The organism is Streptomyces rhizosphaerihabitans (assembly GCF_025399795.1).
Classification (GTDB): Bacteria; Actinomycetota; Actinomycetes; order Streptomycetales; family Streptomycetaceae; genus Streptomyces; species Streptomyces rhizosphaerihabitans.
Genome location: NZ_JAODTZ010000004.1, coordinates 78186 through 96206 on the forward strand (window position 1 = coordinate 78186; position 18021 = coordinate 96206).

At 70.1% G+C, this 18021-nt stretch carries 16 protein-coding genes; 7 read left to right on the forward strand and 9 right to left on the reverse strand.

What is annotated here, in order from left to right; genetic code table 11:
- Positions 1-42: 42 nt before the first annotated feature.
- From ruvX to N4G66_RS05310, 4 genes are read right to left on the reverse strand one after another with little or no spacing between them, the layout of a single operon-like run.
- Positions 43-507 carry a Holliday junction resolvase RuvX gene (gene ruvX / locus N4G66_RS05295; RefSeq protein WP_261702770.1) on the reverse strand — a complete coding sequence of 155 codons (465 nt, stop codon included), beginning with the start codon at positions 505-507 and terminating at the stop codon, positions 43-45.
- A gap of 11 nt (positions 508-518) precedes the next feature.
- Entirely contained in the window at positions 519-3191 is a 2673-nt protein-coding gene (alaS, locus tag N4G66_RS05300; RefSeq protein WP_261702771.1) for an alanine--tRNA ligase, read from the reverse strand.
- A complete protein-coding gene (locus N4G66_RS05305; RefSeq protein WP_261702772.1) occupies positions 3191-3562 on the reverse strand; it encodes a DUF6167 family protein in 372 nt (123 codons plus the stop codon). The genes alaS and N4G66_RS05305 overlap by 1 nt, the downstream gene beginning before the upstream one ends.
- Before the next feature lie 7 nt (positions 3563-3569).
- The gene (locus N4G66_RS05310) at positions 3570-4004 is read right to left on the reverse strand and encodes a DUF948 domain-containing protein (protein ID WP_261702773.1); all 435 of its coding nucleotides are present in this window, start codon (positions 4002-4004) and stop codon (positions 3570-3572) included.
- Positions 4005-4167: 163 nt separating this feature from the next.
- On the opposite strand from N4G66_RS05310, the gene N4G66_RS05315 reads away from it, so the two are divergent.
- Entirely contained in the window at positions 4168-6336 is a 2169-nt protein-coding gene (locus N4G66_RS05315) for an ATP-binding protein (RefSeq protein WP_261702774.1), read from the forward strand.
- Between the two features lie 39 nt (positions 6337-6375).
- Here N4G66_RS05315 and rpsD read toward each other — a convergent pair whose 3' ends face one another.
- The 3 genes from rpsD to N4G66_RS05330 form a co-directional block, all read right to left on the reverse strand.
- Positions 6376-6990 (reverse strand): 30S ribosomal protein S4, encoded by a 615-nt coding sequence (rpsD, locus tag N4G66_RS05320; protein ID WP_164369968.1) that lies wholly within the window; start codon positions 6988-6990, stop codon positions 6376-6378.
- Between the two features lie 340 nt (positions 6991-7330).
- Positions 7331-8686 (reverse strand): replication-associated recombination protein A, encoded by a 1356-nt coding sequence (locus tag N4G66_RS05325; RefSeq protein WP_261702775.1) that lies wholly within the window; start codon positions 8684-8686, stop codon positions 7331-7333.
- 76 nt (positions 8687-8762) lie between these two features.
- Positions 8763-9398 carry a vitamin K epoxide reductase family protein gene (locus tag N4G66_RS05330; protein WP_261702776.1) on the reverse strand — a complete coding sequence of 212 codons (636 nt, stop codon included), beginning with the start codon at positions 9396-9398 and terminating at the stop codon, positions 8763-8765.
- A gap of 139 nt (positions 9399-9537) precedes the next feature.
- Here N4G66_RS05330 and N4G66_RS05335 point away from each other — a divergent pair, with 139 nt between their 5' ends.
- The 4 genes from N4G66_RS05335 to N4G66_RS05350 all read left to right on the forward strand — a co-directional run bounded on the left by N4G66_RS05335 (position 9538) and on the right by N4G66_RS05350 (position 13242).
- Positions 9538-10404 (forward strand): ABC transporter ATP-binding protein, encoded by an 867-nt coding sequence (locus N4G66_RS05335; protein WP_261702777.1) that lies wholly within the window; start codon positions 9538-9540, stop codon positions 10402-10404.
- The gene (locus tag N4G66_RS05340) at positions 10401-11246 is read left to right on the forward strand and encodes an ABC transporter permease (protein ID WP_261702778.1); all 846 of its coding nucleotides are present in this window, start codon (positions 10401-10403) and stop codon (positions 11244-11246) included. Before N4G66_RS05335 ends, N4G66_RS05340 begins: the two co-directional genes overlap by 4 nt.
- Positions 11247-11407: 161 nt before the next feature.
- Complete coding sequence (locus N4G66_RS05345; RefSeq protein ID WP_261702779.1) at positions 11408-12622, forward strand: sensor histidine kinase; 1215 nt, start codon at positions 11408-11410, stop codon at positions 12620-12622.
- Positions 12619-13242 (forward strand): response regulator, encoded by a 624-nt coding sequence (locus N4G66_RS05350; RefSeq protein ID WP_261702780.1) that lies wholly within the window; start codon positions 12619-12621, stop codon positions 13240-13242. The genes N4G66_RS05345 and N4G66_RS05350 overlap by 4 nt, the downstream gene beginning before the upstream one ends.
- A 232-nt stretch (positions 13243-13474) precedes the next feature.
- Here the strand turns inward: N4G66_RS05350 and hisS are convergent, their stop codons facing one another.
- Together hisS and N4G66_RS05360 are read right to left on the reverse strand one after the other, a co-directional pair.
- Positions 13475-14737 carry a histidine--tRNA ligase gene (hisS, locus tag N4G66_RS05355; protein ID WP_261702781.1) on the reverse strand — a complete coding sequence of 421 codons (1263 nt, stop codon included), beginning with the start codon at positions 14735-14737 and terminating at the stop codon, positions 13475-13477.
- A gap of 12 nt (positions 14738-14749) precedes the next feature.
- On the reverse strand, positions 14750-15472 hold the full coding sequence (locus N4G66_RS05360; RefSeq protein WP_261702782.1) for an MBL fold metallo-hydrolase: 723 nt from the start codon (positions 15470-15472) through the stop codon (positions 14750-14752).
- A 180-nt stretch (positions 15473-15652) separates the two neighbouring features.
- On the opposite strand from N4G66_RS05360, the gene N4G66_RS05365 reads away from it, so the two are divergent.
- Positions 15653-16501 carry a peptidylprolyl isomerase gene (locus tag N4G66_RS05365; protein ID WP_261702783.1) on the forward strand — a complete coding sequence of 283 codons (849 nt, stop codon included), beginning with the start codon at positions 15653-15655 and terminating at the stop codon, positions 16499-16501.
- Positions 16502-16636: 135 nt separating this feature from the next.
- Positions 16637-17866, forward strand: a complete 1230-nt coding sequence (locus tag N4G66_RS05370) for a DUF349 domain-containing protein (RefSeq protein WP_261702784.1) — start codon at positions 16637-16639, stop codon at positions 17864-17866.
- Positions 17867-18021: the final 155 nt, after the last annotated feature.

Sequence of the window (18021 nt, forward strand, 5' to 3'; positions counted from 1 at the left end):
TTCGAACACCACCGCATCGGGCGGAACGTTACCGTATCGCGATCACATGACCACTTCGACGCCCTCGCCGGGCGACTTGCCTGACACCCGTTCGGATTCCAGCGCCTGCTGCAGGATGATGACGGCGGCCGCCTGGTCGATGACCGACCGGCCCTTCTTCGATTTCACGCCCGCGGCGCGCAGTCCCTGACCGGCGGTCACTGTGGTCATCCTCTCATCCACGAGCCGCACCGGAACGGGAGTGATCCCGCCCGCGAGCTCCTGGGCGAAGGCACGGACCTTCACCGCGGCGGGGCCCTCGCCCCCTTTGAGGGAGCGAGGGAGCCCGACGACGACCTCGATCGGCTCGTACTCCTCGACGAGCTGCCTCAGCCGGCGGTGGGCGGCCGGGATGTCACGTCCCGGGACGGTCTCCACCGGTGTCGCGAGGATCCCGTCGGGGTCGCACGAGGCGACCCCGATCCGGGCGTCCCCGACATCGATCGCGAGCCGACGTCCTCTGCGCATGGCCGCGGCCCTTACTTGGCCGTCTCGGCGACGAGGCGCTGGACCGCGTCGATGGCCTCGCCGACGGCGGCGGGGTTCTGGCCGCCGCCCTGGGCGACGTCCGGCTTGCCGCCACCGCCGCCGCCGAGGGTCTTGGCGGCGGCGCGGACCAGCTCGCCGGCCTTCAGACCGCGCTCGCGGGCGGCCTCGTTGGTGGCGATGACCGTCAGCGGCTTGCCGCCCGAGACCGTGAACAGGGCCACGACGGCGGCCCGGCCGCCCTGGATCCGGCCGCGCACGTCGAGGACCAGCCTGCGAAGGTCGTCGGCGCCGGTGCCGTCCGGCACCTGACCGGTGACCAGGGCGACGCCGTTCACGTCCTTGGCGGACTCGACGAGACCGGCGGCGGCCTGCAGGACCTTCTCCGCGCGGAACTTCTCGATCTCCTTCTCGGCGTCCTTCAGCTTGCCGAGCATGGCGGAGATCTTCTCCGGAAGCTCCTCGGGGCGGCCCTTGACCAGCTCCTGGAGCTGGGCGACGACCGTGTGCTCACGGGCCAGGAAGTTGTACGCGTCCACGCCGACGAGGGCCTCGATGCGCCGCACCCCGGAGCCGATGGACGACTCTCCGAGCAGCTTGACCAGGCCGAGCTGGGAGGTGTTGTGCACGTGCGTGCCGCCGCACAGCTCCTTGGAGAAGTCGCCGATGGTCACGACGCGGACGCGCTCGCCGTACTTCTCGCCGAACTCGGCGATGGCGCCCTGCTTCTTGGCCTCGTCGAGGCTCAGGATCTCGGCGTGCACGTCCAGGTCGCGGGCGAGCACCTCGTTGATCTGCTGCTCGACGTCCGTCATCACGACCGTCGGGACGGCGGACGGGGAACCGAAGTCGAAGCGGAAGCGGCCGGGCTGGTTCTCGGAACCGGCCTGGGCGGCCGTCGGGCCGAGGGCGTCGCGCAGCGCCTGGTGCGTGAGGTGCGTGGCCGAGTGGGCGCGGGCGATGGCCGTGCGACGGCGTACGTCGATGGTGGCCTGGGCCTTGGCGCCGACGGTGACCTCGCCGACCTGCACGACGCCCTTGTGGACGTACACACCCGGGACGGGCTTCTGGCAGTCGCGGATCTCGATGACGGCACCGGTGTCGACGCGGATGCGGCCCGTGTCACCGATCTGGCCGCCGCCCTCGGCGTAGAACGGGGTGCGGTCGAGGACGATCTCCACCTCGTCGCCCTCGGTGGCGGCCGGGGAGGAGACACCGTCGACGAGGATGCCGACGACCGTCGACTCGGCCTCGGTGCGGTCGTAGCCGATGAAGTCGGTCTCTCCGGCGGCGTCGGCGATCTGACGGTAGGCGCCGAGGTCGGCGTGGCCGGTCTTCTTGGCGCGGGCGTCGGCCTTGGCCTTGTCCCGCTGCTCCTTCATCAGGCGGCGGAAGCCGTCCTCGTCCACGGAGAGGCCCTGTTCGGCGGCCATTTCGAGGGTGAGGTCGATCGGGAAGCCCCAGGTGTCGTGGAGCAGGAAGGCCTTGTCGCCGGCGAGGACCGTGCCGCCGGAGTCCTTGGTGTCGGTGATGGCCGTGTCGAGGATGTTCGTGCCGGCCTTCAGCGTCTTGAGGAAGGCGGCCTCCTCGGCGAGGGCCACGGTCTCGATCCGCTGCCGGTCGGTGACCAGCTCCGGGTACTGCTGGCCCATCATCGCGATCACGACGTCGATGAGGTCCTTGACGACCGGTCCGGTGGCGCCGAGCAGGCGCATGTTGCGGATGGCGCGGCGCATGATGCGGCGCAGCACATAGCCGCGGCCCTCGTTGCCGGGGCTCACGCCGTCGCCGATGAGCATCACGGAGGTGCGCATGTGGTCGGTGACCACGCGCAGCGAGACGTCGGAGCCGTGGGCGGCGCCGTACTCGACACCCGTCAGCTCGGTGGCCTTGTTGATGACGGCCATGGAGGTGTCGATCTCGTACATGTTCTGCACACCCTGCAGAATCATGGCGAGACGTTCCATGCCGAGGCCGGTGTCGATGTTCTTGCTGGGCAGGTCGCCGAGGATCTCGAAGTCGTCCTTCGAGGTGCCCTCGCCGCGCTCGTACTGCATGAAGACCAGGTTCCAGATCTCCACGTAGCGCTCGTCGTTGACGGCCGGGCCGCCCTCGACACCGAACTCGGGGCCGCGGTCGTAGTTGATCTCGGAACACGGGCCGCAGGGACCCGGGACGCCCATGGACCAGTAGTTGTCCTTCTTGCCCAGGCGCTGGATGCGCTCGGCCGGGACACCGATCTTGTCGCGCCAGATGGACTCGGCCTCGTCGTCGTCGAGGTAGACCGTGATCCACAGGCGCTCGGGGTCGAGCCCGTAACCACCCTTGTCCTGGGGCGAGGTGAGCAGCTCCCAGGCGTAGGTGATGGCGCCTTCCTTGAAGTAGTCGCCGAAGGAGAAGTTGCCGCACATCTGGAAGAACGTGCCGTGCCGGGTGGTCTTGCCGACCTCTTCGATGTCGGGCGTACGCACGCACTTCTGCACGCTGGTGGCGCGCGACCACGGCGGCTTGACCTCGCCGAGGAAGTACGGCTTGAAGGGGACCATGCCGGCGGGGACCAGGAGCAGAGTCGGGTCGTCCGCGATGAGCGACGCCGAAGGGACGACGGTGTGACCGCGCTCCTCGTAGAAGCTCAGCCAGCGGCGGCGGATTTCAGCCGACTCCATCAGTGGTCCTCATTCCGGTTGTACGTGTACGTCGTGTTCTCGATGTACTTGATCTGCTTGCCATTGCCGAGCTGCTCTGTGCCGGACCGCTTGGTGTCGCCGATCGCGGCGACACGGCGCTGCGGGGGCAGTTCGGGGTCCGGGCGCTCGTTCAGACCGAGCACCTCGCCGAGTTCGGCCTCTCGTTGGGCCATCCCGTCGCGGACGTCGAGCGCGAACTCCTTGAGCCGGTGACCCGCGTCGATCGCCTTGTTGGCGGCCTGTGCCGCGAGGCTCTCGGGAGTCAGCTTCTTGAGCTTGCGGTTGACCTTGGTGGTGGCCCATACACCCGCGGCTGCGCCTGCGGTGAACCAGAACGTACGGCGGAACATCGCTGCGTCAGTCCTTCTTCCGCTTTCCCCGCCGCGCGGACGGGACGGTGCGGCCCACGATCACGGTACGCCGGGACGCTTTGTCGGGCACATTCTCTCGACGGCCTCCGATGGCCCGGCGCACGCCGTAGCCGAACGCCGCGACCTTGACCAACGGGCCGCCGAACGTGGAGGCGACGGTCGTCGACAGCGCCGACGCGTTCGACGTGACCTCCTGGACGTCCGACGCGATGGCGTCGACCCGGTCGATCTGCGTCTGCGCGGAGCGCACCGCCGCGGAGGCGTCCGCCAGGAGCGGGACGGCCTGGTCGGTCACGTCCGCCACCAGCTTGGTGGTCGCCCTGAGTGTCTGGGCCAGCCTCACCAGCGCGACGGCGAGGAAGGACACCAGGATCGCCCAGAACACGGCCACCAGGATCCCGGCCACCTCACCACCGGACACTGTTGCACCCGCTCCCTGACTGTGTGCCTGAACATCGAAAAGTCGTCACCCGAGCCTATCGCGCCGGGGCCGGGGCTCCGTACCGCATTTAGCGGCTCCGGAGCGTTGGAGTTGCGCGAAGCGATTGTACGGAGTGCTTATGGTTCAGTACGCTCCGTATTTCATGCAGCGTTCTCACCGCGCCCGGCGCTCCGGTCCTGCGACACCCGGCAATCTGCCCCTGGAACTCGACGCGTTCGTGGGGCGCGCCACCGAACTCGCGCGGCTGGCCGAGGTGCTGGAGACGGTCCGCCTGGTCACCGTGACCGGCGTGGGAGGCGTCGGCAAGACGCGGTTCGCGGCGCACGCGGCGGCACGGGCGGACGCACCCGACGGGGTGTGGCGCGTGGACCTGTCCGCGGTGCACGATCCGGACCTCGTCGAGTACGCGGTGGCCGAGGCCCTCGGACTGACGGACCACACGGCGAAGCCGCCGCGGCAGGTGCTGCTGGACCACTTCGCCGGACGCCGGCTCCTCCTGGTCCTGGACGGTTTCGAGCACCTGGTGGACGTGAGCGCCTCGCTGGTGGGCGAGTTGCTGCGGCGGGCGTCCGGACTGCGGGTGCTGGCCGTGGGCCGCAGGCCGCTGGACGTCGGGGGCGAGCGGGTGTTCCGGCTGGCTCCGCTGGCCGCGGCGGAGGCGGTGGAGCTGTTCGCGGACCGGGCGGCGGCCCGGGTGCCCGGCTTCGCACTGGACGAGGGGAACCGGTCCGACGTCGAGGAGTTGTGCCGGCGCCTGGACGGAATCCCGCTGGCCGTCGAGCTGGCGGCGGGCCGCCTCAGCGCACTGTCGCCCGCGCAGCTGCTCGCCCGCCTGGAGGACCGGTTCCGGCTGCTGACCGGCGGCGGGCGCGACACACCGCCCCGGCACCAGACGTTGCGGACGGCGATCGGCTGGAGCCACGAGCTGTGCACGCCGGGGGAACGGCTGCTGTGGTCGCGGTTGTCGGTGTTCGCCGGGCAGTTCGACCTGGAGGCCGCCGAGTACGTGTGCAGCGGGGACGGACTGCACGCCGACGACATCCTCGATGTGCTCGGCGCACTGCTCGCTCAGTCGGTGCTCGCGCGCGAGGAGGCGGCGGCGGGTGTGCGCTACCGGATGCTGGACACCGTCAGGGCCTACGGCGCGGACTGGCTGGAGGCGACGGGCGACGCGGAGCGGCTGCGACGCCGGCACCGCGACTGGTACATGGGCCTGGCCACCTGGTGCGAGCTGGACTGGTTCTCGCCGCGGCAGGGCGAGGTGGCGGCGCGTGTCGAGACGGAGCTGCCGAATCTGCGCTGCGCGCTGGAGTACTCGCTCACCGAACCGAACGATGCGCATCTGGGCCAGTATCTGGCGGGCGCCCTGTGGTTCTACTGGGTCGGCTGCGGCCGGCTCTCCGAGGGCCGGCACTGGCTGGAGCGCAGTGTCGAGCTCGACGGCGACCGTGACCAGTCGCGGCTGAAGGCCCTGTGGGTGCTCGGTTATGTGGCGGTCCTCCAGGGGGACTCGGTGCCCGCGCTGTCCGCGCTCCAGGAGTGCCGCGAGGAGGCTGAGCGCTCCGGGAACGCCGTCGCGGTCGCCTACGCCGAACATCGCACCGGCTGTCTGGCCCTGGTCACGGACGACATGGCGCGCGCCGAAGCCCTGCTGCGCTCGGCGCTGGACCGCTATCACGAGATCGGCGAGCTGAACAGCAATGTGCTGATGGGTCAGGTCGAGCTGGCGATGGCGCTCGCCTTCCAGGGCGATCTGACGGGCGCGGCGAAGCTGTGCGAGGACGTGCGCAGGGTCTGCGAGGACCACGGGGAACGCTGGGCGCTGGCGTACGCGCTGTACGTCCTGGCGTACCAGGCCCAGGTCGAGGGCGATCAGGCACGGGCCCGGGATCTCCTGGAGCAGGGCCTGGGTATCGCGCACAGCTTCCACGATCTGCTCGGCGCCGTTCTCGCGGTCGAGCTCCTCGCCCTGGTCACGGCGGTCGAGGGCGATCCGGCCGAGGCCGCCCTGCTCCAGGGGGCGGCGTCGCGGATGTGGCCGTCGGTGGGCCTGCCGCTGTTCGGTTCGGCGTACTACAACGCGCCGCACGAGCGCTGTGCGGCCCTGGCCCGGCAGCGGCTGGGCGACGAGCGGTACGAGGAGTGCCTGCGGGCGGGAGAGCTGCTCGGGCAGGACGCGGCGGTCGCCCGTGCTCTCAAGGGGGCCGGGGCTCCGCCGCTCGGGGCGGTGCCGTCGCCGCGCAAGTGGCCCCCGGAGATGCGAAAGCCCGCCGTCTCGCCCACCTCGAAGGGCGGGGAGACGACGGGCTGACGCTGACGCGCAGGTGGTACCGCGTCCGCTGTAAGAAGATCAGCGGGCGTAGTACTCGACGACGAGCTGCTCGTCGCAGATCACCGGGATCTCCTTGCGGTTCGGCTCACGGTCCAGGCGGAACGCCAGGGCCGGGAGGTTCACCTGGAGGTAGCGCGGGGTCTCACCGTCGGGGGCGAAGCCGCCCGCGCGGGAAACCTCGAACAGCGTCTTGCTGCGGCTGCGCTCGCGGACCATCACGACGTCGTCGGGACGGACACGGAACGACGGCTTGTCGACCTTGCCGCCGTTGACCTCGATGTGGCCGTGGACGACCATCTGGCGGGCCTGGTAGATCGTGCGGGCGATGCCCGAACGCAGCACCAGCGCGTCGAGACGGCGCTCGAGCTCGATGACCAGGGCCTCACCGGTCTTGCCCTGCGTCTTGGCGGCACGCTCGTAGGCGCGGACGAGCTGACGCTCGGACACGTCGTACTGCGCGCGCAGACGCTGCTTCTCCAGCAGACGGACCTTGTAGTCCGAGTTCTGCTTGCGGCCGCGGCCGTGCTCGCCCGGCGGGTAGGGGCGGGCCTCGAAGTACTTGACGGCCTTCGGGGTCAGCGCGATGCCGAGGGCACGCGACTTCTTGACCTTGGGGCGGGACTGGTTCGGCATGAACCAAACACCTCATGTTTCGGATGCGAATACGGCTTCACCAGGGTTAGGGGAGGTCGCAATCCGCAGCCCGGGAAACCCTTCCCGTCGACGTGAGGATCCACGTGGGCGGGGCGGGCAGCCGCTCCTGGGTCTGGGCACATACGTGCAGCACGCGAGTGACCCACCGACCGGTCCCGGAGATCCGGGTGGTGGTGGGTTGCCCGCGACACCTTCGACGGTGCGCGACGCTCCTGGAATCCCCCCGTGGAGGCAGGGGCTCCGGCTGAATGTCCCGTTCTGGTGGTGCCGACCGGAGCCGGACACGGGACGCAGCGCTTCGAGCCATCGTACAGGGTGCTCAGGACCGCCCTCTACCGAGGTGTTTCCTGGTCCACTCCACCGCGTCGGCGTAACGCGCCTCGGCGCCGTGCCGGGTCGGTGTGTAGTACTCCCGGTCGGTGAGCTCCTCGGGCGCGTACTGCTGGGCGGCGATGCCTTCGGGCAGGTCGTGCGGATACACGTAGCCCTGGGCGTGTCCGAGCTTGGCCGCGCCCTTGTAGTGCCCGTCGCGCAGATGCGTCGGCACCGGACCCGCGTGGCCCTTGCGCACGTCCTCCATGGCGGCGCCGATGGCCATGGTCGCGGCGTTGGACTTCGGTGCCAGGGCGAGCGCGATCGTGGCGTGGCTGAGGGTGAGCGCGGCTTCGGGGAAACCGATCATCGCGACGGCCTGGGCGGCTGCCACGGCTATGGGCAGCGCGTTCGGGTCGGCGAGGCCGATGTCCTCGCTGGCGGAGATCATCAGGCGTCGGGCGATGAAGCGGGGGTCCTCGCCCGCCTCGATCATCCGGGCCAGGTAGTGCAGGGCGGCGTCCACGTCGGAGCCGCGGATGGACTTGATGAGCGCGCTGGCCACGTCGTAGTGCTGATCGCCGTCGCGGTCGTACTTCACCGCGGCGCGGTCGACCGTCTCCTCCAGCGTCTGGAGGGTGATCTCCGGCTCGCCCTTGTCGAGGGCCGCGCCGGCCGCGGCCTCCAGGGCGGTCAGGGCACGGCGGGCGTCGCCGCCCGCGATCCGCAGCAGATGCTCCTCGGCGTCCCCGGGCAGGGTGACGGCTTCCTTGAGACCGCGCTCGGAGGCGAGGGCCCGGCGCAGCAGGCCGCGCAGGTCGTCGTCGGTGAGCGGTTCGAGGGTGAGCAGGAGGGAGCGGGAGAGCAGCGGCGAGATCACCGAGAAGTACGGGTTCTCGGTGGTCGCGGCGATCAGCGTCACCCAGCGGTTCTCCACGGCCGGGAGCAGGGAGTCCTGCTGGGCCTTGCTGAAGCGGTGGATCTCGTCCAGGAAGAGGACGGTCTCCTTGCCGAAGCCGCCGGTGGCGCGGCGGGCGCCGTCGATGACCGCGCGCACTTCCTTGACGCCCGCGGTGATCGCGGAAAGCTCCACGAAGCGCTTGTCGGTGGCTTTGGAGACGACGTACGCGAGGGTCGTCTTGCCCGTGCCCGGCGGGCCCCAGAGGATCACCGAGGACGGTCCGGCCGGACCGCCGCTCCCCTCGGCGACGAGTCTGCGCAGGGGTGAGCCCGGCTTCAGCAGATGCTGCTGCCCCACGACCTCGTCGAGGGTGCGCGGACGCATCCGCACCGCCAGGGGACTGCTGGACGGGTCCTTCTCCTGGCGTTCTTCTGCCGCGGCAGTGAACAGGTCGGGCTCCACGTCAAGAACCCTACCGGGGGCCACTGACAATCCCCGCGGGGCCGTCGGTCAGCCGGTCCGGCGATCCCCGGGCCCGTCAGCTGGTCCAGAAGTCCCACCAGCGGGTCAGGATCAGCATGCCGATGATGCCGATGTGCAGGGTCGGCAGGACCCAGGTGAACTCGCCGAAGAAGCTCTTCATCCAGCGCGGGGCGGGCAGGAAGCCGTTGCGGACGTTGAAGGACGTCAGGTACCAGAACATGGTGATCGTGGCGACCCAGGCCAGGCTGCACCACAGGCACAGCGAGTTGATCCGGTACAGCGACTGGAACTGGAGCCAGGTGCAGAACGCGACCCCGAAGAGCGTGCCCGCGTTGAAGGTCAGCCAGTACCAGCGCGGGAAGGTGGCCCGCGCGAGCAGGCTCACCCCGACGCAGATCACGATGCCGTAGGCGACGAGCCCCATCATGGGGTTCGGGAAGCCGAAGGCCGAGGCCTGGGCGCTCTTCATGATGTTGCCGCAGGAGACGACCGGGTTCAGGCTGCATCCCGGGACGAAGTTCGGGTTCTCCAGCAGCTTGAACTTGTCGATCGTGATGACCCACGCGGCAAGGAGACCGGCCGCGCCTGTGATCACCAGCAGCAGGGCGAGGGCACGGCTGCCGCCGACCGTCCGCGGAGCGGCGGGGCGTTCCAGGTCGGTCGGGATGTCCTTGACTGTCGTCTTGCTCATCACGCCGTTTCCGTAGCTTCGAAGGGGCTCGCGGGCAGGCTCATTGTGCCGCACACGCCCGCCTGTCCACCGTTCGGTGGACATAAGAAGGTACGCACGGCCGTCCCGGAGCGTTCGGTTCAGGGGGGAAGCTCTCGGCATGACAACACACGCGGACCAACTCGCGGTGGACGTACGGGGGCTGCGCAAGCAGTACGGGGACGTCACCGCCGTCGACGGCATCGATCTCGGGATCAGGCAGGGCGAGGTGTTCGGCCTGCTCGGACCGAACGGCGCGGGCAAGAGCACCACCGTGGAGATCCTCCAGGGCAATCGCCGGCGGGACGCGGGCGAGGTCTCGGTGCTCGGCTCGGACCCGGCGACGGGCACGCGCGCGTGGCGTTCACGCGTCGGAATCGTCTGGCAGGACGAATCCGCGCCCGCCGAGTTGACGGTGGGCGAGACCGTACGACATTTCTCCTGTTATTACCCGAATCCCCGTGATCCCGAGGAGGTCATCGGCCTGGTCGGTCTCGAGGAGAAGGCGGGCAGCAGGATCAAGTCGCTGTCGGGCGGTCAGCGCCGCCGGCTCGATGTGGCCCTCGGTGTGATCGGCGGTCCCGAACTGCTGCTCCTGGACGAGCCGACCACGGGCTTCGACCCGGCGGCACGACGGCAGTTCTGGGAGCTGATCCGCAGGCTGGCCGACGAGGGCACCACCATCCTGCTGACCACGCACTACCTGGAGGAGGCGGAAGCCCTCGCGGACCGGCTGGCGGTCATCGCCCGGGGCCGGGTCGTCGCGGAGGGCGAACCGGCCGCGCTGCGCGAGCGCTTCGGTACCGAGGCCACGGTCGAATGGACGGAGGCCGACGGCAGCCCGCGCAGCGAACGCACGGACACCCCCACCAGGACGGTCGCCGGGCTCACGCAGCGCTTCGACGGGGAGATCCCGGGACTCCGGGTGAGCCGCCCCACCCTGGAGGACGTCTATCTGCGACTGACCGGCCTGGAGGACGCGCGATGACCACGACCGGCGTACGCCCGCGTACGACGACCGCGAACGGCCGGCTGCCCGGCGCCTGGGGACTGGGGCTGCGGCGCGGCGCTCTGGAGATCAGACAGTTCTTCCGCCAGCGCGACCAGGTGGTGTTCACGTTCGCCTTCCCGGTCGTCTTCCTGTTCCTGTTCGCGTCGATCTTCAGCAACGACGTGAAGGGCGCGGGCATCACCGCCTCCCAGCTGTACGTCCCGGCGATGATGGCCGCTGGCATCATGTCGACCAGCTTTCAGTCCCTCGGCATCTCGATCGCGATCGAACGGGACGAGAAGGTGCTGCGCCGGCTGCGCGGCACACCGATGCCGCCGGCCGCGTACTTCTTCGGCAAGATATGGCTGGTCCTAGTGACCGGCGCCCTGGAGACGGCGATCCTGCTCGTCGTCGGCACCACGCTGTACGACGTCGACCTGCCCTCGGACCTCGGCAAGTGGGCGGACTTCGGCTGGATCTTCGTCCTGGGCCTCACGGCCTGCGCCCTGCTCGGCATCGCGATCAGTTCGGTCCCGAAGACGGGCAGGAGCGCCACGTCGGTGGTCGTCCTGCCCTTCCTGGTCCTCCAGTTCATCTCCGGCGTCTACATCTCCGTCGACACCATCCCGGACTGGATGCTGAACATCGGCGCGCTGTTCCCCCTCAAGTGGATGTGCCAGGGGCTGCGCGGGGTGTTCCTGCCCGACTCCGCCAAGGTTCTCGAGCAGGCGGGCGACTGGGAGTTCGGACGGATCGCCCTGGTGCTCGGGGCGTGGTGCGTCGGAGGACTGCTGCTGTGTCTGCTGACCTTCCGCTGGAAGGGCCGGCGCGACGGATGACGACTTCGGCCGCGCGCCCCGACCCGGTGCAGGACGGGGCGCTTTCGGATCTGGTGCCGGACGGGGCCTCCGTGGGTCCCGCGCCGGGCGGAACCAGGCCGGGGCCGCTATCAGGAGAGGCTCGGTCGGGTCCGGTGCCGGACGAGGCCCGAACGGGTCCGGTGCCGGACCGGACCCGAACAGGTCCGGCACCGGGCGGGGCCCGCGCGTCGAACACCTGGGAGCTCTCGTTCCGGCTCTGGGACTCGTACTTCGCGATCGTGTGGGTGGCCACCCTGGTGTTCGTGCTCGGCACGGCGCACCCGGGGTGGCACATCCGTCTCGCGGCCGGCGGACTGCTCCTGCTGCTGATCCCCTGGTATCTGCTGGTCGGACGCCCCGTCCTCACGGCCGATGTCCCCGACGAACGCCGCGCCCTCGGCTACATCGTGGGCGCGGTCGTGCTGTTCCTGCCGCCCGGGGTGCTGGTCGGCGAGACCCGTCTGATGACCTTCGCGCTCATCCCCCAGTGCTTCATCGGGCTGCGGCTGCGCCGGGCGCTGACCGCCACGACCGCCATCAACATCGCGCCGGTGGCGGGCTGGGCTCTGCTCTGGCGGCCCGAGGGACAGGTCCTGTTCTTCAACACGGTCTTCGCCGTGGTCACGCTCGTCTTCTCGGCGGCGCTGGGCAGCTGGATCATCCGCATCATGGAACAGAGCCGGGAACGGGCCGAACTGATCACCGAGTTGGACGCCAGCCGCCACGAGATCTCCCGGCTCTCGGCCGCGCACGGCGCGCTGGCCGAGCGCGAGCGGTTCTCCCGGGAGATCCACGACACCCTCGCGCAGGGTTTCACCAGCCTGCTGATGCTGGTCCAGGCCGTCGAGGCCGAACTCGAACACGATCTGCCGCAGGCCCGCCGCCATCTTGCCCTGATGGACGAGACCGCCCGGCAGAACCTCGCCGAGGCGCGGGCCCTGGTCACCGGGGGCACACCCGCCGACCTGGACGGCGCCACACTGCCCGACGCGCTGCGCCGGCTGGCGGCCCGCCACGACGCGACCGTCGACGTGACCGGGCCGGTACGGCCGCTGCCGACGGGCCCCGAGGTGGTGATCCTCCGCTCGTGTCAGGAGGCGCTGACCAACGCCCGCAAGCACGCCGGGAGTTCACCCGCGGTCGCGGTCGCGCTGACGTACGCCGCCGATTCGCTGGCCCTCCGCGTACGCGACGACGGCCGCGGTTTCGACCCCGCCGTGCCGGTCGCCGGGTACGGTCTCGCGGGGCTGCGCGCGCGGGCCGCCGAGGTGGGTGGTACGGCTCTGATCCGCAGTGCGCCGGGCGACGGGACGACCGTCACCGTGTTCCTGCCCGTCCCCAGGAGTGACGCGTGATCCGGATCATCCTCGCCGACGACCATCCCGTCGTACGCGAAGGGCTGCGCGCGATGCTCAGCGCCGAACCCGATCTCGAGGTGATCGCCGACGCGTCCAGCGGGCCGCGCGCGGAGGCGCTGGCCGCCGAACTCCGGCCCGACATCGTGCTCATGGACCTGCGGATGCCCGAGGGCGGGGGCGTCGACGCGATCGAACGGATGACGCGTGCCGGGCTGCCCTGCCGGGTCGTCGTGCTGACGACGTACGAGACGGACCGGGACATCCTGCGGGCGGTGGAGGCCGGAGCCGCGGGGTATCTGCTGAAGGATCTGCCGCGCGCCGAACTCGCGGACGCCGTACGGGCCGCGGCACGGGGCGAGACCGTGCTGGCCCCGTCCGTGGCCGCCCGTCTGGTCGACCGGCTCCGCAGCAAGCCGGAGCGGCCACGGCTCTCCCAGCGGGAGACCGCGGTGCTGCGGCTGGTCGCCGAGGGCTGTACGAACGCGGAGATCGGCCGTCGGCTCTTCATCGGCGAGTCCACCGTGAAAACCCATCTGCTGCGGGTCTTCGGGAAGTTGGGGGTGGACGACCGGACGGCCGCGGTGACGAGCGCGATGCGCTTCGGGTTGCTGGAATGAGGCTTCGGATCACCGGCGTGGGGTTCGGATCGCCAAGTGAGGCTTCGGGCTGCTGAACCGGGGCTCCCGCCCCCTGTCCTGCCGCGCCCCCGACGCCGGAGAGGCTGAAATCCTTCAGCCTCTCCGGTCGTTCGCGGAGCGGTGCAGGGGCGGAGCCCCCGGGCGGGACGGGCGGAGGAGGCGACGGCGGGCGCACCGGATCGTGGCGTCCGCCGAGGCGGGAGGACCCGCCTCAGCCCAGGCGGGACCGCAGGTCGGCCACGATCTCGGTGACGCCGACCGCCGTCTGCTCCCCGGACTCCATGTCCTTGAGCTGCACGACGCCCTCGGCGAGATCACGCTCACCGGCGACGACCGTGTACCGGGCCCCGCTGCGGTTCGCGTTCTTCATCGCGCCCTTGAGCCCCTTCGCGCCGTACGAGAAGTCGGCGGCGACACCGGCCTTGCGCAGCTGCGTGACGACACCGAAGAGCACCCGGCGGGCCTCCTCCCCGAGCGGCACCGCGAACACACTGGTGGCCGCGGGGAGTTCGAGCTCCACGCCTTCCGCCTCCAGTGCCAGCACCGTACGGTCGACGCCCAGCGCCCAGCCGACGGACGGCAGCGCGGGGCCGCCGATCATCTCGGACAGCCCGTCGTAACGGCCACCGCCGCCGACGGCGGACTGCGAGCCGAGACCGTCGTGCACGAACTCGAACGTGGTACGCGTGTAGTAGTCGAGCCCGCGCACCAGCTTCGGGTCGTCCTCGAAGGAGACACCCGCGGCCGTGATCAGGTCGCGCACCTCCTCGTGGTACGCCTTGCAGGCGTCACAGAGGTAGTCACGCAGCAACGGCGCCCCGCCCAGCTGCTTCTGGACGTCCGGGCGCTTGTCGTCGAGCACGCGCAGCGGGTTGATCTCCGCCCGCCGGAGGGTCTCCTCGTCGAGGTCCAGGCCGCGCAGGAAGTCCTGCAGCGCGGTCCGGTAGACGGGGCGGCACTCCTTGTCGCCCAGGCTGTTCAGCAGGATGCGGAAGTTCCGCAGGCCCAGTGAGCGGTACGCCTGGTCCGCCAGGATGATCAGCTCCGCGTCGAGCGCCGGGTCCTCGGCTCCGATCGCCTCGGCGCCCACCTGGGAGAAGTGGCGGTAACGGCCCTTCTGGGGACGCTCGTAACGGTAGTACGAGCCCGAGTACCAGAGCTTGACGGGGAGGTTGCCCGCCTTGTGCAGGTTGGCCTCCAGAGCCGCGCGCAGCACCGAGGCGGTGCCCTCGGGACGCAGGGCCAGCCTGTCGCCGCCCTTGGTCTCGAAGGCGTACATCTCCTTGGTCACGATGTCGGTGGACTCACCGACACCGCGCGCGAACAGCTCGACGTTCTCGAAACCGGGCGTCTCGATGTAGCCGTAGCCGGAGTTGCGCAGCGGCGCGGCGATGGCCTCGCGCACGGCGAGGTACTTGGCGCTGTCCGGCGGAATGAGGTCGTACGTGCCCTTGGGGGCCTGGAAAGTACTCACGGAAGTCTCTCGTCACATTCCTCGTCGAGGAGCGGAGGTCTTGTCCGCTCCGCGTTCTTGGCGGCTCGCCGCCACTTGCCGCAGATACGGGTTGGTGGCGCGCTCCTGGCCGATCGTCGTCTGGGCGCCGTGGCCGGACAGCACCACGGTCGAGTCGTCGAGCGGCAGGCACACACGGCCCAGCGAGTCGAGCATCTCGTCCATGTCGCCGCCCGGCAGGTCGGTGCGTCCGATGGAGCCGGCGAAGAGCAGATCCCCGGAGAAGAACACGGACGGGATGTCCGCGCTCTCGGGCATCCGGAACGTCACCGACCCCTTCGTATGGCCCGGCGCGTGCGCGACGGAGAGGTCGAGGCCCGCCAGCTTCAGCTCCGCGCCGTCGGTCAGCGTCCGCACGTCGTCGGGCTCCCCCACGGTCAGCTCGCCCATCAGCGGCATTCCGATGGACCGGCCGAGCGCCCGCTCGGGGTCGCTCATCATGTACCGGTCCTCGGGGTGGATCCAGGCCGGCACGTCGTGCGCTCCGCACACCGGGACGACCGAGGCGACGTGGTCGATGTGGCCATGGGTGAGGATGACCGCGACGGGCTTGAGCCGATGTTTCTTGAGCGCGTCCTCGACTCCCTGGGCGGCCTGATGGCCCGGGTCGATGATCACGCACTCCTCACCCGCGGCGGGGGCGACCAGATAACAGTTGGTCCCCCAGGCCCCGGCGGGGAACCCGGCAATGAGCACGATCGTCCTTCGTGGTGGTGTACGCGCTGGTGTCGTACGGGGCGGGTGGCTGTGGATCAGAGCCTACCGGCGCTGCCGATTCCTCAGCGAACCCATATACGGTACGGGTCACACGCAGGCGGTCGGCTCACGAGACGCACGCGTCCCAACCGACGTACGAGACGCACGAGGAGAAACCCGGTGGTCAGCCAGGAACAGCGGCGGCGTCAGCTCGCCCGGGAGAAGTTCTTGCGGCAGCAGCAGCGCCGCACATCGGCGCGACGCAAGACCCATACACGCAACGCGGTGATCGCGGCGGTCGTCGGCGTGGTCGTCGCGGGCGGTGCGCTGTCGTACTTGACCGGGGCCTTCAAGAGCGACGACAAGAAGGCCAACGCGGGCGCCGAGGTGACGCCGAGCGCCTCGCCGACGAGCAAGGCGCCGGATCCTTGCGAGAAGCCCGCCGCGGGCAAGGTGAAGTCGCTCACCTGGAAGAAGGAGCCGGCGGTCACCATCGACAAGTCCGCGGACTACACGATGAAGATGGCGACGACGTGCGGTGACATAGACATCGCGCTCAAGGCGTCCGCCGCCCCGCACACGGTCAACTCGTTCGCGTTCCTCGCCGGCAAGGGCTACTTCGACCACACCAAGTGCCACCGGCTCACCACCGACGGCATCTACGTGCTGCAGTGCGGTGACCCGCAGGGCACCGGCGCGGGGGGCCCCGGCTACACGATCCCGGACGAGAACCTCAAGGACAAAAGCCTCAAGGGCAACGTGTACCCCGCGGGCACCGTTGCGATGGCGAACCAGTACAACGCCCAGACGCAGCAGGGCCGCAACACGGGCGGCAGCCAGTTCTTCCTCGTCTACCAGGACAGTCAGCTGCCGCCCGACTACGCACCGTTCGGAACAATTTCCGATGCGGGAATGAAGGCCCTCAAGAAGATTGCCGCCGCCGGTGCGCAGGCCGCCGATCCCCAGACCGGCAACACCGCGCCCAACGCGACCGTCGCCATCAACAAGCTGACCGTGACGAAATCCTGACCGTCAGCTGCTGAATTTCGGTCGCGCGGGATGCGGACAGCCGCCCCGCCGGTCGCCTATGTTGGCCGTGACGAAACTGTGGACGATGCCAGGGGGCGCTGACGCCCCTCACAGGCATCATGTGGAGGAGGCGCTGTGAGCAGCGACCCGTGGGGACGCGTCGACGAGACGGGGACCGTGTACGTGCGTACGGCCGACGGCGAGCAGGTCGTCGGTTCCTGGCAGGCCGGCTCCCCCGATGAGGCGCTGGCCTACTTCGAGCGCAAGTACGAGGGCCTGGTTGTCGAGATCGGCCTCCTCGAAAAGCGAGTGAAGACCACCGACCTGTCGGCGAAGGACGCCCAGACCGCCATCGATCACCTCCGCGAGCAGGTGGTCGCCCACCACGCGGTCGGCGATCTGGACGCGCTGAGGGTGCGGCTGGACAAGCTCGTGGAGACGGTCGACGCGCGCCGTGAGGAACGCAAGGTCCAGCGGGCCAAGCAGTCCGACGAGGCGCGGCACGCCAAGGAGGCGCTGGTCGTCGAGGCCGAGGAGCTGGCGCAGAGCGACCAGTGGCGGTCGGCCGGTGAGCGGCTGCGCGCGCTGGTGGACACGTGGAAGGGGCTGCCACGACTCGACCGCAAGTCGGACGACGAGCTGTGGCACCGCTTCTCGCATGCCCGCTCGGCGTTCTCCAAGCGGCGCAAGGCGCACTTCGCCTCGCTGGACGCGCAGCGCGAGGAGGCCCGCAAGACCAAGGAGAAGCTGGTCGCCGAGGCCGAGTCGCTGTCCGGCTCGTCGGACTGGGGCCCGACGGCGGCCCGTTACCGCGAACTGATGGCGGACTGGAAGGCCGCGGGCCGCGCCCAGCGCGAGCACGAGGACGACCTGTGGAACCGCTTCCGCGGCGCCCAGGACGTGTTCTTCGCGGCGCGCAGCTCGGTCTTCGCCGAGCGCGACGTGGAGCAGACGGAGAACCTGAAGCTCAAGGAGGAGCTGGCCGAGGAGGCCGAGAAGCTCGTCCCGGTGCAGGACCTGAAGGCCGCCCGTGCGACCTTCCGTTCCCTCAACGAGCGCTGGGAGGCCATCGGCCACGTGCCGCGCGACGCCCGCCCGAAGGTCGAGGGCCGGATGCACGCGGTGGAGCGGGCCCTCCAGGAGTCGGAGGAGACCGAGTGGCGCCGGACGAACCCGGAGGCACGCGCGCGTGCCGAGGGTCTGACCGGTCAGCTGCAGGCCGCCGTGGACAAGCTCCAGGGCCAGATCGAGGCGGCGCGCTCCGCGGGCAACACCTCGAAGGCCGACAAGCTCCAGAAGGAGCTGGACGGCCGTCAGGCACTGCTGGACCAGGCTCTGAAGGGTCTTCAGGAGTTCGGCGGCTGATCGGACAACAGTTTGACGGCTGAACCGTCGGACACCGCGCGAAGGGGCTCCCGTACGAACCGTACGGGAGCCCCTTCGCGCGGTGGCGCCGGTGTGTGCCGGGCCTTGGCACCGGAGCGTCCGCCCCGGCGGGACTGCCGGGGCGGACGGCGGGT

Excerpts from the sequence above, each read along its gene's own strand:
- rpsD (WP_164369968.1), bottom strand. The coding sequence starts at position 6,990 with ATGCCGAACCAGTCCCGCCCCAAGGTCAAGAAGTCGCGTGCCCTCGGC.
- ruvX (WP_261702770.1), bottom strand. The coding sequence starts at position 507 with ATGCGCAGAGGACGTCGGCTCGCGATCGATGTCGGGGACGCCCGGATC.
- N4G66_RS05340 (WP_261702778.1), top strand. The coding sequence starts at position 10,401 with ATGACCACGACCGGCGTACGCCCGCGTACGACGACCGCGAACGGCCGG.
- alaS (WP_261702771.1), bottom strand. The coding sequence starts at position 3,191 with ATGGAGTCGGCTGAAATCCGCCGCCGCTGGCTGAGCTTCTACGAGGAG.
- N4G66_RS05335 (WP_261702777.1), top strand. The coding sequence starts at position 9,538 with ATGACAACACACGCGGACCAACTCGCGGTGGACGTACGGGGGCTGCGC.
- N4G66_RS05330 (WP_261702776.1), bottom strand. The coding sequence starts at position 9,398 with ATGAGCAAGACGACAGTCAAGGACATCCCGACCGACCTGGAACGCCCC.
- N4G66_RS05315 (WP_261702774.1), top strand. The coding sequence starts at position 4,168 with ATGCAGCGTTCTCACCGCGCCCGGCGCTCCGGTCCTGCGACACCCGGC.
- N4G66_RS05305 (WP_261702772.1), bottom strand. The coding sequence starts at position 3,562 with ATGTTCCGCCGTACGTTCTGGTTCACCGCAGGCGCAGCCGCGGGTGTA.